Annotated in this window: 11 protein-coding genes and 1 pseudogene; 5 read left to right on the top strand and 7 right to left on the bottom strand. The window is 68.0% G+C overall.

Features of this window, described 5'->3' with window-relative positions; genetic code table 11:
• Positions 1-16 precede the first annotated feature (16 nt).
• From ACZ3HL_RS35605 to ACZ3HL_RS35585, 5 genes and pseudogenes are all read right to left on the bottom strand, one after another.
• Entirely contained in the window at positions 17-1,444 is a 1,428-nt protein-coding gene (locus tag ACZ3HL_RS35605) for an MFS transporter (RefSeq protein WP_465420365.1), read from the bottom strand.
• A 133-nt stretch (positions 1,445-1,577) separates the two neighbouring features.
• Positions 1,578-1,775: pseudogene (locus ACZ3HL_RS35600) on the bottom strand (DUF3761 domain-containing protein); the annotation flags it as partial.
• A 171-nt stretch (positions 1,776-1,946) separates the two neighbouring features.
• Positions 1,947-2,699 (bottom strand): SDR family NAD(P)-dependent oxidoreductase, encoded by a 753-nt coding sequence (locus ACZ3HL_RS35595; protein WP_465535701.1) that lies wholly within the window; start codon positions 2,697-2,699, stop codon positions 1,947-1,949.
• Positions 2,700-2,708: 9 nt separating this feature from the next.
• Entirely contained in the window at positions 2,709-3,596 is an 888-nt protein-coding gene (locus ACZ3HL_RS35590; RefSeq protein ID WP_465535700.1) for an SRPBCC domain-containing protein, read from the bottom strand.
• A complete protein-coding gene (locus ACZ3HL_RS35585; RefSeq protein WP_465535698.1) occupies positions 3,589-4,146 on the bottom strand; it encodes an ArsR/SmtB family transcription factor in 558 nt (185 codons plus the stop codon). Before ACZ3HL_RS35585 ends, ACZ3HL_RS35590 begins: the two co-directional genes overlap by 8 nt.
• A gap of 84 nt (positions 4,147-4,230) precedes the next feature.
• On the opposite strand from ACZ3HL_RS35585, the gene ACZ3HL_RS35580 reads away from it, so the two are divergent.
• The 3 genes from ACZ3HL_RS35580 (at position 4,231) to ACZ3HL_RS35570 (ending at position 8,184) form a co-directional block, all read left to right on the top strand.
• The gene (locus ACZ3HL_RS35580; protein WP_465420376.1) at positions 4,231-5,307 is read left to right on the top strand and encodes a sensor histidine kinase; all 1,077 of its coding nucleotides are present in this window, start codon (positions 4,231-4,233) and stop codon (positions 5,305-5,307) included.
• Complete coding sequence (locus tag ACZ3HL_RS35575) at positions 5,304-5,972, top strand: response regulator (RefSeq protein WP_465420378.1); 669 nt, start codon at positions 5,304-5,306, stop codon at positions 5,970-5,972. Before ACZ3HL_RS35580 ends, ACZ3HL_RS35575 begins: the two co-directional genes overlap by 4 nt.
• 109 nt (positions 5,973-6,081) lie before the next feature.
• A complete protein-coding gene (locus ACZ3HL_RS35570) occupies positions 6,082-8,184 on the top strand; it encodes an MMPL family transporter (protein ID WP_465535696.1) in 2,103 nt (700 codons plus the stop codon).
• Between the two features lie 68 nt (positions 8,185-8,252).
• Here the strand turns inward: ACZ3HL_RS35570 and ACZ3HL_RS35565 are convergent, their stop codons facing one another.
• Both ACZ3HL_RS35565 and ACZ3HL_RS35560 read right to left on the bottom strand, forming a co-directional pair.
• Entirely contained in the window at positions 8,253-10,424 is a 2,172-nt protein-coding gene (locus ACZ3HL_RS35565; RefSeq protein WP_465420382.1) for a 3-hydroxyacyl-CoA dehydrogenase NAD-binding domain-containing protein, read from the bottom strand.
• A gap of 10 nt (positions 10,425-10,434) precedes the next feature.
• Positions 10,435-11,646: an acetyl-CoA C-acetyltransferase gene (locus tag ACZ3HL_RS35560; protein WP_465420385.1), complete on the bottom strand. Its 1,212-nt coding sequence runs from the start codon at positions 11,644-11,646 to the stop codon at positions 10,435-10,437.
• Positions 11,647-11,791: 145 nt separating this feature from the next.
• On the opposite strand from ACZ3HL_RS35560, the gene ACZ3HL_RS35555 reads away from it, so the two are divergent.
• Both ACZ3HL_RS35555 and ACZ3HL_RS35550 read left to right on the top strand, forming a co-directional pair.
• Positions 11,792-12,979: a TetR/AcrR family transcriptional regulator gene (locus ACZ3HL_RS35555; RefSeq protein WP_465535695.1), complete on the top strand. Its 1,188-nt coding sequence runs from the start codon at positions 11,792-11,794 to the stop codon at positions 12,977-12,979.
• Positions 12,980-13,017: 38 nt separating this feature from the next.
• Positions 13,018-14,226, top strand: a complete 1,209-nt coding sequence (locus tag ACZ3HL_RS35550) for a low temperature requirement protein A (protein WP_465420389.1) — start codon at positions 13,018-13,020, stop codon at positions 14,224-14,226.
• Positions 14,227-14,344: the final 118 nt, after the last annotated feature.

Below are 14,344 nucleotides of genomic sequence, written 5' to 3'. Positions count from 1 at the left end.
CGTCGCACGCAGGGCGCTAGCCGGCCGAGGCGACCAGTGGTTCAGGCTGGCGTTGTTTCGGCACGAAAACGGTCAAGACGAGCCCCAGGAGCGCCGCACCGGCGGCGACCAGGAAGCTCAGCCGGAACCCCGTCGAGGACGGGACGGAAACCCCGCCGACGGTGATCGCCAGCGACGCGAGCATGGTCGCCATCACCGCGCTGGACGTCGATGTGCCGACTGAGCGCATCAGCGAGTTCAACCCGTTCGCGGACGCCGTCTCGGTGACCGGGACCGAGCCCATGATCAGCGCCGGCATGGCCGCGTAGGCGATGCCCACCCCGCCGCCGATGATGATCGACGCCGTGATCAGCTCGAAGGCGTTGTCCATCAACACGGTCGCGAAGGCGTATCCGGCCGCGATGGTGGTCGCGCCGACCATCAGCGTCGTACGTGGTCCGTAGCGCTCGATGAGCCGGGCCGAAACCGGCGACAGCATGAACATGACCAGGCCGTTCGGCGCGAGGCACAGCCCGGCCTGCACCATGGTCAGGCCTAGGCCGTAGCCGGTCGACGCGGGTGCCTGCAGCAACTGCGGGAACGACAACGCCATCGAGTACAGCGCGAACCCGATCATGATCGACGCGAGGTTGGTGAACAGCACCGGTCGTCGCGCGGAGACCCGCAGGTCCACGAGCGGATCACGCCGCCGCAGCTGGTAGGCGCCCCAGACCAGCAGGATCACCACCGCACTCCCCGCGAAGACGAGGGTGCGGCCGCTGCCCCAGCCCCATTCCCCGCCCTTGACGATCGGCAACAGCAGGCAGACCAGTCCGATCGTCAGCCCCAGCGCGCCGAGGTAGTCGAACGGTGCCGGCGTCTTCACCGGTGACTCCGGCACCACGAACAGGATCAGCAGGCCACAGACGAGCCCGAGCCCCGCCGACGCCCAGAAGAGGACGTGCCAGTCGGCGTTCTGCGCGACGAGCGCCGATACCGGGAGCCCGATGGCACCGCCGACACCGAGTGTCGAACTCATCACCGAGATCGCGGCACCGACCCGTTCCGGCGCGAGTTCGTCGCGCATGATGCTGATGCCCAGCGGGATCGCGCCCATGGCGCAGCCCTGCAGCCCTCGCCCGAGGACCATCAGCGCGAGCGAACTGGTCAGCGCGGAGACCACCGACCCGGCGACCAGGAAACCCAGGCTGATCAGCAGCAACCGGCGCTTGCCGTAAAGGTCACCGAGCCTGCCGCTCACCGGCATCACCACGGCTCCGGCGATCAGGGTCGCCGTCACCACCCACGACGCGTCCGATGGGGTCGCGTTGAGCAGCCGGGGAAACGCGGGAATGAGCGGGACGACGAGCGTCTGCATGAACGAGGCCACCAGACCGCAGGTGGCGAGCACGACAACGAAGATCCGGGGCGAAGGTGCCCGTCCGACCGGTTTCACCCTGCGCATCCCATGATCCGACCTTACACAGCACCACCCTTCTCAGTGAACGGTTGACCGACGGGATCACAGCCAGGCGCCAACCAGCATGGCCGGAACAGGTACCGCGGCGATACTGGCTGTGGATATAGGAACCCTCCTTGCAGAGGGCGGTCGCTCCGCCGGCCCCGCCAGGTCCGGCCGACGGCCGATGGACACAGACACCGTCGGTATTGCGGTAGTAGTCGCGTCCACACTCCGCCGGGTTCGGCGCCTTCGCAGCCCGTGTGGTCTTCGGAGGCGTTTTCGCCGGTTTGGGCTCGACCTGCTTCGGCGCCTCGACCGCGGCCGTCGTCGGCACGAACCACTGAGGTGCCGGTTGACGCCGGCGTCATTGCCACCGAGCTGCAGTGCGGCGTGACCCGCCCAGTGCCAAGCCGGCTTCGTTGTTCTCCCCTGCACAACGGCCTCCCCAGCACCTGGTAGTGCCGCGTAGCCGGGAGATCGTCCGCCGTTGTTACGGAGAGGCGGACTAGTCGACCATCGAGCCGCAACTGATGTTCAACGCCGTCGCCGTCATGCTGCGCGCATGGTCCGACGCGGCGAAGGCGGCCACCCGGGCGACGTCTTCGAGCGACGCCGTCCGCTTGAGCATCGTCGCGTCGACCATGTCGCGGATGGCGTCGTCGAGCCCGGCACCCGCCGGAATCGTCTCCGGGATACCGCCGGTGCGCAGGGTCACGACACGGATGCCCTGCGGCCCGAGTTCGCACGCCAGCCCGCGCCGCAACGCCTCCATCGCGCTGAACGCGACCTGCAACCCGCCGAGGTGGTACCCAGGCAGTGGATCACCGTCGCCACCGAACATCAGGATCACTCCGGCCCCCTGCCCGATCATGTGCCGGGCAGCGGCCCGCGCGGTGAGGAAGTTCGTCCGCACCGCCGTCCGGACCGGGCTTTCGAGGTCCTCCAACGACATCTCGACCAGCGGAGTGCCCTGGACGTCGTTGTGCGTGATCACGTTCATCGAGATGTCGACACTTCCCGCCGTGGAAGCCACCGAAGCGGCATGCTCGTCGATGGCGGTTTCGTCGAGCGCGTCGAATTCGGCTGTTTCGGCTTTCCCGCCCGCTGCCCGGATTTCGTCGGCCAGCACGTCGAGTTTCTTCAAGGTGCGACCGGTGAGGTGTACGGTCGCGCCCTCCCTGGCGAACCCGCGGGCCACCGCGCCGCCGATTCCGCCGGCGGCCCCGTAGATGATCGCGTTTCTGCCTTCGAGCAACATCTGTTCCTCCTACTTGCCATCCATGGTGAGGAGTCCTTCGGGTGTTCCCTCCAGGTGGACGTCGACCCACAACGGTCGCCACGAGTCGAGCTCGTGGAACCTGCGCAGCTCGGCCAAACCGCTGAGCCAGCCCATCCACATGCCGTACGGCGGCTTCTCGTCCGAGAATCCACTTTGGACGAAGGTCAGCTTCGTACCGCCATCGGAGTCTTCGAGTTCCCATGACGCCACGACGCCGTCCTGGTACGCGAGTGACATCTTGGAGCCTGGCACCAGGTCGACGATCCTCGCCGGGTCCGGGTCCATTTCCAGTGACCCCATCGCCCAGTGGCCACCGACCTGAGGCTCCGCGTCGATACGGGCACCGAACCAGCGCGTGAACACCTCGGGGTCGGCGATCGAGGAATAGACCTCCCCTCGGGGCGCGTCGATCCGCACTTCTTCGCTCATCAACGGGGAAGTGAGGTCGCAGCGGGCGGTGAGCCGCCGGCCTTCGACGTGATCGGCCAGGTTCGCGATCGACAGCGCCCAGTACGTGTACAGCATGCCGAGTGACGAACCCGGGTCCGCGAGCATCGCGGCGTAATCCGGCAGACCGCTCTGACTGAACGACAAGGACGTCGCGTCCCCGTCTTCCGCCAGCGCGATCTCGACGACGGTCTCCACTCCGCCGAGGGGCCAGGCGAACCGCAGGACATGGTCCTCGGCCAGCAACAGGCGCTGGCGTGGACGATCGCCTTCCGGTGTGTAGCGGCCCCAGAACTCGTACCGGGACGGCAGGTCGACTTCCGCGTATTCGGAAAGCCACTCGCGCAGTGCCCCGGGATCGGTCAGCGCGTGCCAGACCTCGTCGATCGGCGCGCGCAAGCGCACCTGGAACCTCGTCGGTTCAGTCACGGGCGTCTCCCTTCGGGTAACAGGCCACGACGAGCTTGAAGGCGTCGCCTTCCGCTCCGCCGTAGCGGGTGAACAGATCCTGCAAAGTCGTCTTCAGTTCGTCGAGGAACTCCTGGCGCCGCTCCGGCTCGACCCGGATCTCGCCGGAGACACCGATCGACGGCAGCTCCGGCGCGGCCCTGTCGAGCGCGGCGACGTCCGCCTGGACCTCTTCCATGAGGTCCACCAAGTACCCCAGGCTCAGCTCGTCGCGCGCCGCCCGCGGGCCGAGCCGTCCCACCAGCCCCGGCGACAACCAATACGAACGGGCGGTCGCCTGGTACACACCCTCACTGACGGCGCGCACCTTCCGCTCCGACACCTGCTTCACGAGACCGGCTTCGACCAGTCGCTTCACGTGGTAGTAGACCCGCTGCGGCGTCTGATCCAGCACCGCCGCCACCTCGGTGCAGGATCGCGGCTCCGCCAGCTGCCGCAGAACGTCCACCCGCTGCGGTTTCAGCAGCGCCTCCGCCTGCTCCAGCCGATCGAGGTACTCCACATCCTTCACGGCGACACACCCTTGATCACAAAAATCAGTTTGAACGTAAAAATCCATTTTGTCAATCAGCCCGGATCGCGCTACTCTCGTCGTGTGGCGATCCTGCGGCGGTACGCGGCGGAAATCGCGGTCACCGTGGCGGTGATCGCGGGTTCCGTCGTGGCCTCGCTCGGGGACGGCGCGGAAGCACCGCGAAACGCGGTCATCGGCTGGGTCTGCGTGATACTCGCCTGCGCGGCACTGTTCCTGCGCCGCCGGTATCCGCTCCCCGTCGCGATCTTCACCGCGGCCTGCTGCGCGATCTACTACCCGCAGACCGATCCGGACGGGTTCGTCCTGCTCGCGTTCGCCTTCGCGTTGTACAACACCGCCTCGACCGGGCGGATACGGAGCGCGGCGGTCGTCGCGGCGGTCTCGATGGGCGGCGTCGCGATCGGCGAAGCGGGGGCCGGCGCGTCACGGCAGGTGGACAATTTCGCGTTCCTGCTGATGGCGGGCTGGTTCATCGCGCTGGTCGCGGTCGGCGCGGTGACGTACTACCGCCGCGAAGCCGAACGCACCAAGGAGACCGAGGCACGACGAAGGGCCACGGACGAGCGGCTCCGGATCGCGCGTGAACTGCACGACGTCCTCGGCCACAATCTGGCGCTCATCAACGTCCAGGCGGGCGCGGCCCTGCACGGCAAGGATCCGGCGAAATCCGAGGAGGCACTGACCACGATCAAGCAGACCAGCAAGGAGGCGTTGCGCGAACTCCGCGCCACGCTGGGCATGCTGCGGCAGGCGGACACCCCCAGCCTGGCCAGGGTCGCCGAGCTCGCCGAGTCGGCCGGCGCGCACGGGCTGACCGTCCGGACCGAGATCGACGGCACGGCCACGGAACTGCCGCCCGACGTCGAACACGCCGCCTTCCGTGTCGTCCAGGAGGCGCTGACCAACGTCGCGCGCCACGCCGCCGCGAACACCGTCGTGGTGCGGATCGGCTACACGCCCCATGATGTGTCCGTGCAGATCGACGACGACGGCCGGGGCGGCACGGCGAAACCCGGCAACGGGATCCGCGGTATGACCGAACGAGCCGAGGCACTCGGCGGCGAACTCGTCGCGGCCGCGCGCGAAGGCGGCGGATTCCGGGTGCGCGCCCGTCTTCCCCTGCGGGTGAAGAAATGATCCGGGTCCTGCTCGTCGACGACCAGCGGCTGGTACGTGCCGGATTCAAGTCCATCTTGGACGGTGAAGAGGACATCACCGTGGTCGCCGAAGCGGCCGACGGCCGCGAATCCCTCCAAGCCGCGCACGATCACAGACCCGACGTCGTCCTGATGGACATCAGGATGCCCGGGATGGACGGGCTCACCGCGACCCGGCATCTGCTCGAAGACCCCACGCTGACCGGGATCAAGGTCGTCATCCTCACCACCTTCGACCTGGACGAGGACGTCTACGGCGCGTTGCGGGCGGGCGCCAGCGGGTTCCTGGTCAAGGACACCGAACCGGAGGAACTGATCCATGGCGTCCGCGTGGTCGCCAGGGGCGACGCGCTGCTCGCGCCGTCGATCACCCGCCGCCTGATCTCCGAATTCGCCTGCCGGGTGGACCGGCCCGCCCCCTCGCCCACCCTGAACCGGCTCACCGAACGGGAACGCGAGGTGATGAGCCTGGTCGCGACCGGCCTGTCCAACGACGAGATCGCGAAACAACTCGTGCTCAGCCCGGCGACGGCGAAGACGCACGTCAGCCGGATCATGACCAAAGTGGACGTCCGTGATCGCGCTCAGCTCGTCGTGCTCGCCTACGAATCGGGCATGGTCACCCCTCGCTGGTTGACCCCGTGACCACAACCCCGGTAGTACGGGAGGCGCCTTAGGGGTACCCAGAAGTTGCGGCCCGAGTGCCCGCCGCGGCCCGACGATATGCGGCCCCGGAAAGCCGATGCTTTCCGCCATGGACACCATCACCCTTTCCCCGAGACAGCCGCCTGGGGGCGCGCTCTCGAAGCTGGCGGGCTGGTCGCAGCGTCATCGCTGGCTGGCCGTTTCGTTCTGGCTGCTCACCCTCGTCGGTGTCACGCTGGGCTCACAGCTGGCTGGCAGCGCGTACCACGACGACCATTCCCTGCCGGGCACGGAATCCCAGCAGATCATGGACCTGTTCAAAGCGCAGGCCCCCGCGCAGACCGGCGCGACGGCCGAAATCGTCTTCAAGACCGAGGGCGGCCTCGCGACCGCGCGCGGACCGATCGACACGATGCTCGCCGAGGTGCGGAACCAGCCGCACGTGAAGTCCGTGACGAATCCTTTCGACACCCCGACGGCCATCTCGCGTGAGGGCACGATCGGTTACGCCGCGGTCGCCTTCGACCTCGAGTCGGAAGATCTGCCGTACGACGACGTCGTGCGCGTCGTCGACACCGCGAAGAAGGCGGAATCGGCCGGGCTCCAGGTCGAACTCGGCGGCGACCCGATCAAGCGGATCGGCGGGGGCGGCGGCCCGTCGGAAGGCGTCGGGTTGCTGGCCGCGCTCGTGGTCCTCGTCTTCCTGTTCCGCTCGATCCTCGCCGCCGGGCTCCCGGTGATCACGGCGATCTTCGCCGTCGGCAGCACTCTCGGCGTGATCGTGCTCGTCAGCAGGTTCGTCGACATCGCGAGCTACACGGCACCACTGATGATACTGGTCGGGTTCGGCGTCGGCGTGGACTACGCGCTGCTCATCTTTTCCCGCTATCGCGGCGAAATCCTGGCCGGTCTCGACCGCGAGCAGGCAGTCCGGCGGGCGCTGGACACCGCGGGCCGCTCGGTGCTGTTCGCCGGCGGGACGGTGATCATCGCGCTGCTCGGCCTGCTCGCGCTCGGCCTCGGTTCGCTGCGCGGGGTCGCCCTCGCCGTGGCATTGACCGTGCTCGTGACGATGCTCGCGTCGATCACCCTGCTCCCCGCCTTGCTCTCGCTTTTCGGGCGCCGTCTGGAAAAGGGCATCCGCAAGCACGCCGCGAAACGCGAGCACGGCAAGGCGTGGGGCAAGCTCGGGGACGCGGTACAACGACGCCCGATGGTGCCGCTCGCGATCGGGCTGCTCGTCCTTGTCGGGCTCTCCTTGCCCGCGCTCGGCATGCGCCTCGGATTCGCCGACTCGGGCACGGATCCGGAGACCTCGACCACCCGGCAGGCCTACGACCTGATGGCGGAGGGTTTCGGCCCCGGATTCAGCGAGCCGTTGATCGTGGTCACCGAGAACGGCGATGGTGCCGCGCTGCAACGGAAACTCGAAGCCACCCCAGGGATCGCGGAGGTGACACCGCCGATGGGGCGGGGCGTCACGACGGTTCTCGCCTTCCCCGCGTCTTCACCGCAGGACGAGGCGACCGCCGAGCTGGTGGAACGGTTGCGGACGGAGGTGTTGCCGGGACTGCCTGGCAAGTACCTGGTCGGCGGGAGTGTCGCGGCCGCGGTCGATTTCGCGGACGCGGTCGGCGACCGGTTGCCGCTGTTCGTGCTGGTGGTCGTCGGGCTGTCGGCGTTGCTGCTGATGGTCGTGTTCCGCTCGATCCTGATCCCGCTCAAAGCGGCCTTGCTGAACCTGCTGAGCATCGGCGCCGCGCTCGGGGTGATGACCGCGGTGTTCGGCGACGGCCTGTTCGGAGCACAGCAAGGACCGATCGAAGCGTTCGTGCCGGTGCTGATCTTCGCGATCGTGTTCGGGCTTTCCATGGACTACGAGGTCTTCCTCGTTTCCCGGATGCACGAAGAATGGCGGCGCACCGGCGACGCGCGCCATGCCGTCCGAGAAGGACTCGCCTCCACCGGCGGCGTGATCACGGCCGCGGCGGTGATCATGATCCTCGTGTTCGGCGCGTTCCTGCTCAACCCCGACCGGATGCTGGCGCAGTTCGGTCTCGGGCTGGCGGTCGCGGTGCTGGTGGACGCGTTCGTGATCCGGTGTCTCGTGGTTCCCGCGGTGATGCGGTTGCTCGGGGAACGCGCCTGGTGGCTGCCGCGCCAGCTGGACCGGCGGATGCCGCACGTGGCGCTGGAACCGTCGGCTCGCTAGCCCCCGAACGACAGGAAAGGCCCCTTCATGGCGAAATTTGCCATGAAGGGGCCTTTCACGTCACGCGCTTATTCGTAGATCTCGCCCTTCGCGGCCTTCTCGACCAGCGAAGCGGGCGGGGTGAAGTGGTCGCCGTAGCGCTCCGCCAGCTCCCGAGCCCGGTCGACGAAGCCCTGCAGGCCACCCTCGTACTGGTTGATGTACTGGATGACACCACCGGTCCACGCCGGGAAACCGATACCGAAGATCGAGCCGATGTTGGCGTCGGCGACGGTGGTGAGCACGCCCTCGTCGAAGCACTTCACGGTCTCGAGCGCCTCGGCGAACAGCATGCGCTCCTTGAGGTCCTCGAAGGGAACCTCGGCGGTGCCCGACTTGAACGCGTCGCGCAGGCCCGGCCAGAGACCGGCCCGCTTGCCCGACTCGTCGTAGTCGTAGAAGCCCGAGCCGGTGGAACGGCCCTTGCGGTCGAACTCCTCCACCATCCGGTCGATGACGCCCTCGGACGCGTGCGCGTTCCAGGTGCCACCGGCGGCCTCGATCGCTTCGCGGGTCTCCTTGCGGATCTTGCGCGGAAGCGTCAGGGTCAGCTCGTCCATCAGCTGCAGCGGCGGGGCCGGGTACCCGGCCTGCGCACCGGCCTGCTCGATCGACGCCGGCTCGACACCCTCGCCCAGCGCGGCCACTGCCTCGTTGAGGAACGTGCCGATGACGCGCGAGGTGAAGAAGCCGCGGCTGTCGTTGACGACGATCGGGGTCTTCTTGATCTGCAGCGTGTAGTCGAAGACCTTCGCCAGCGTGGCGGGCGAAGTCTTCTCGCCGCAGATGATCTCGACCAGCGGCATCTTGTCGACCGGCGAGAAGAAGTGGATCCCGATGAAGTCCTCGGTCCGCTGGACACCCTCGGCGAGCGCGGTGATCGGCAGTGTGGAGGTGTTGGAACCGAGCACGGCGTCGGGGTTGACGATGCCCTCGATCTCCTGGAACACCTTGTGCTTCAGCTCGACGCTCTCGAAGACGGCCTCGATCACGAAGTCGACGCCGGCGAAGTCCTCCGCCTTGTCGGTCGGCTTGATCTTGGCGAGCAGCGCGTCGGACTTCTCCTGCGTGGTCTTGCCGCGGGAGAGCGCCTTCTCCTCCAGCTTGACCGCGTAGCCCTTGCCCTTTTCGGCGCCTTCGAGGGTGACGTCCTTGAGCACGACGTCGATGCCGGCCTTCGCCGAGACGTACGCGATCGCGGCACCCATCATGCCCGCACCGACGACGCCGACCTTCTTGGCGGTGTACTTCTCGAAGCCGTCCGGACGCGAGCCGCCGGAGTTGATGCTCTGCAGGTCGAAGAAGAACGCCTTCGTCATGTTCTTCGAGACCTGGCCGGTGGCGAGGCTGACGAAGTAGCGGGTCTCGACGGTGATCGCGGTGTCGAAGTCGACCTGCGACCCCTCGATGGCCGCGGCCAGGATCGCCCGCGGGGCGGGCATGTTCGCACCCTTGATCTGCTTGCGCAGGTTCGCCGGGAACGCGGGCAGGTTCGCCGCGAAGCTCGGGTTCGACGGGGTGCCGCCCGGGATCTTGTAGCCCTTGACGTCCCACGGCTGCACGCCGGCTTCGGGGTTGGCCTTGATCCACGCCTTCGCGGCCGGGACCAGCTCCTCGACGGTGCCGACGAGCTCGTGCACGAGGCCGAGTTCCTTCGCCTTGGCCGGGCGGTGACGCTGGCCCTGCAGCAGCACGTTCAGCAGCGCGCTCTGGATGCCCAGCAGGCGCACGGTGCGGACGATGCCACCGCCGCCGGGGAGCAGGCCGAGGGTGACCTCGGGGAGGCCGATCTGGCTGCCCTTGACGTCGGCCGCGATGCGGTGGTGCGTCGCGAGCGCGAGTTCGAGGCCGCCACCGAGCGCGGCGCCGTTGATGGCGGCCACGACCGGCTTGCCCAGCTGCTCGAGCCGTCGCATCTGGCCCTTCATCAGGCCGCTGCTCTCGGTGATCTCGGCCGCGTTCTCCGGCTTGGCCTGGATCAGGTCGTTCAGGTCGCCGCCGGCGAAGAAGGTCTTCTTGGCCGAGGTGAGGACGACACCCGTGATGCTGTCCTTTTCCGCCTCCAGACGGTCGACGACGACGCCGAGCGACTCGCGGAAGTCGGCGTTCATCGTGTTGGCGGACTGCTTCGGGTCGTCCAGGGTGAGCACGACGATGCCGTCGGCGTCCTGCTCCCAGCGGATGGTCTTCGCTTCAGTCATTGTCTCTTCCTCAGACCCGCTCGATGATGGTCGCGACGCCCATGCCGCCGCCGATGCACAGGGTGACCAGGGCGCGGCGCGCCTGACGGCGCTCCAGCTCGTCGACGACGGTGCCGACCAGCATCGCGCCGGTGGCGCCCAGCGGGTGCCCCATCGCGATGGCGCCGCCGTTGACGTTGACCTTCTCCTCGTCGAGGTGCAGGTCCTTGATCCACTTGAGGACGACCGAGGCGAAGGCCTCGTTCAGCTCCCACAGGTCGATGTCGTCCGGGGTGAGACCGGCGATCTTGAGGACCTTCTCGGTGGCCGGGGTCGGGCCGGTGAGCATGATCGTGGGCTCGGAGCCGACGGTCGCGGTCGCCACGATGCGGGCGCGCGGGGTCAGGCCGAAGTCCTTGCCGATCTGCTCGTTGCCGACCAGCACCACCGCGGCGCCGTCGACGATGCCGGACGAGTTGCCACCGGTGTGGACGTGGTCGATCTTCTCGACCGAGTGGTACTTCTGCAGCGCGACGGCGTCGAAGCCGCCCAGCTCACCGATGCCGGCGAAGGCGGGCTTGAGCTTGCCGAGGCCCTCGATGGTGCTACCCGGGCGACGGTGCTCGTCGTGGTCGAGGATCGTGACGCCGTTGATGTCCTTCACCGGGACGACGGACTTCGCGAAGTAGCCGCCGGACCAGGCCGCTTCGGCCCGTTCCTGCGAACGCACGGCCCACGCGTCGACGTCCTCGCGGGAGAAGCCCTCGATGGTCGCGATCAGGTCGGCGCCGGTGCCCTGCGGGACGATGTAGTTGTCGTACGCGGTGGCCGGGTCCATGAACAGCGCGCCGCCGTCGGAGCCCATCGGCACGCGCGACATCGACTCGACACCGCCGGCGATGATCAGCTGGTCCCAGCCGGAACGCACCTTCTGGGCGGCGGTGTTGGTGGCTTCGAGGCCGGAGGCGCAGAAGCGGTTCAGCTGGACGCCGGCGACCGACTCGGGAAGACCCGCGTTCAGCGCGGCGGTGCGCGCGATCACGGCGCCCTGCTCGCCGACCGGGGACACGACGCCGAGGACGATGTCGTCGATCACGGCGGGGTCGAGGTTCGGGTGCCGGACCTTCAGTTCTTCGATGAGGCCGACCACGAGATCGACCGGCTTGGTGCCGTGGAGGGCACCGCCCTTGTTCTTGCCGCGAGGCGTACGGATCGCCTCGTAGATGTAGGCCTCGCTACTCACAGAAAAACTCCTCCGCGTACGGCGCTGTATCAGGATGAAACGTACCGGCCAGTAGTCATGCTAATGCCGATTAACATAAACCGCGATAACCCCATGGTGTCAATGGGTTGCGATGCACGCAACCGGCGCTATCGTGGGTTCACCTATGGATCACCCGACCGAGCGTTCGACCCGACCGCGCGACCGCAAGGCCCAGCTGGCAGGCCTCGCCGCGGAGCTGTTTCGCGCCCGCGGGTTCCACGGTGTCGGCATCAACGACATCGCCGCCGCGGCCGGGATCACCGGGCCCGCGCTGTACCGGCATTTCGCGGACAAGCAGGCCGTGCTGTCCTACGTCGTGCTCTCCGGCATCGACGACATGGAGGCGGCCACCACCGAGACGCTCGCCGACGGTCTCCCCGTTCCCGCCCAGGTCAACGCCCTCTTGGGCACCCTCGCCGCGCAGGCGGTGGAACGGCGTGAGGTCGCCGCGCTGTGGCGCTGGGAGGGCAGGCATCTGCCCCGGGAGGAACGGCGCGAGATCCGCCGCCGGTCGGGTGCGGTGCTCGAAGCGTGGTCCAAGGCGCTTCGCGCGTTACGCCCGGAACTGACCGCCGACGACGCCGAGCTGCTGTGCTGGGCGGGGCTGAGCGTGTTCGGCAGCGTCTCCGTGCATCACACGTCCGTGGCGAAGAAACGCTTCGCGCAGATCCTGGTGCAACTGGCGGAGTCGGTGCTGCATGTCACACTTCCCGAGCCTTCGGAGCCGCCGGAGGAGACGCCGTCGCTCGCGCTCGGTGAACCGTCCCGCCGCGAGCAGATCCTCGCGGCCGCGACCGAACTGTTCGGGCGACGCGGCTTCCGTTCGGTGAGCATGGAGGAGATCGGCGCGGCCGCCGGGATCGCCGGGCCCAGCGTGTACCGGCATTTCCCCAGCAAGGCCGCGCTGATGGTGGCGATCGGGCATCGAGCTGCCGACCGGCTGGCACTCGCCGCGGAACGCGCGTTGCGGACCGGCGACGAACGCGACGCGCTGCGCAGGCTCGCGGCGTCCTACGTGCACACCTTGCTGCACACGCCCGAGCTGCTGGTGTCGTTCTCCGGCAGCCCCATGGAACTGCCGGAACGCGACAAGGCGGACCTGATCCGGCTCCAGCGGGACTACGTCGCGCGCTGGATCGCGCTGACTTCGGAAGTCCACCCGGAACTGAGCCTGCGCGAAGTGAAGATCACCGTGCACGCGGCGCTGACCATCGCGAACGACCTCGCGCGCACCCGGCGCGTCAACGGCCGCCCGAACTTCGAGGCCGAGCTGACCACGCTGACGCACGCCGTCCTGAAAGTCAGCTCTTAGCAAACTCGCGTGTCCCGCAAAGGCCCACGGTGCACGATATGCGCGTGCCCACGAAACGCGGCCTGCATCTGGTGACCAGGGAAGAAGACCACAAGGTCACCACGCTGGAGCTCTTCTTCGATCTGGTCTTCGTCTACGCCATCACCCAGACCACGCAGCTGATGGCCGATCACCTCACCCCACTCGGGATCGGGCAGGGCGTCGCGATGATCGCCGTGCTGTGGTGGTGCTGGTGCGCCTACGCCTGGCTGGCCAACACCCTGCACGTCGACCGCGGCATCGCCCAGCTGGCGATGTTCGCCGCGATGGGGACGATGTTCCTGGTCTCGCTGACCATCCCGGAGGCGTTCACCGACCTGCCCGGCGGCCTGTACGCGCCGCTGATGTTCGTCGGCTGCTACTTCCTCGTCCGGTTGCTGCACTTGACCGCGTACTTCGGCGCCGCGCGGACCGACCCCGAGCTGCGCAAGACCGTCATGAAGATGTTCGTCGGGCTGCTGCCGAGCGTCGCGCTGCTGACCGTCGCGGCCTTCTTCTCGGGCTGGGTGCAGCTCGGCATCTGGGCCGTCGCGCTGCTCGCCGACTACGTCAACGTCTTCCGGACCCGGTCGTCGGACTGGCGGCTGCACCAGCCCGGCCACTTCGCCGAGCGATTCGGGCTGATCGTGATCATCGCGCTCGGCGAATCGATCGTGGCGATCGGTATCGGGATCAGCTCGTACCCGATGTCCTGGCCGATCACGGTGGCCGCCGTCTTCGGGCTCACACTCGCCTCCGCGATGTGGTGGATGTACTTCGCGGTCGTCGCGCACGTCTCCGAGCACAACCTGAAGCGCGCCGAGGGCGTCGAGCGGGTTCGGATCGGGACGGACACGTACACGTTCCTGCACCTTCCGCTCATCGCCGGGATCGTGCTCGTGGCGCTCGGGCTGAAGAAGTCGCTGCTGTACGTGTCCGACACCGAGCACCACTCCCTCGCCGACGGTCTCCACGGGACGCCGATCTGGGCGCTCACCGGCGGGCTCGCGCTGTACCTGATCGCGTTGAGCGGACTGCGGCGACGGAACCTCGGCTCGTGGAACGTCCAGCGGCTGGTGCTCGCGGTGGTCTTGCTGGCGGCGACGCCGTTGCTGGAACTGGTGCCGGCGATCGTGCTGGTCGGCGTGGTGGCACTGGCGGCGGTGGCGCTGGTGCTGTTCGAGAGGCGCGAGCTGGTGCGGCGGCCGTTGGTGGTCGGGACGCCGTGAGCTGCGAGCTGCCGTTGCGAAAGCCACCTGGTCTCAATCGGTTGTTGCAAGTGGTGGCGGCTGATAGGAGATCCTCATGCCAGGACCGCGGTTGACGCGCGAGGAGCGGGACAAGATC

This window comes from Amycolatopsis sp. NPDC000009, assembly GCF_055563465.1.
This window is presented reverse-complemented; position numbering and strand designations above follow the sequence as displayed.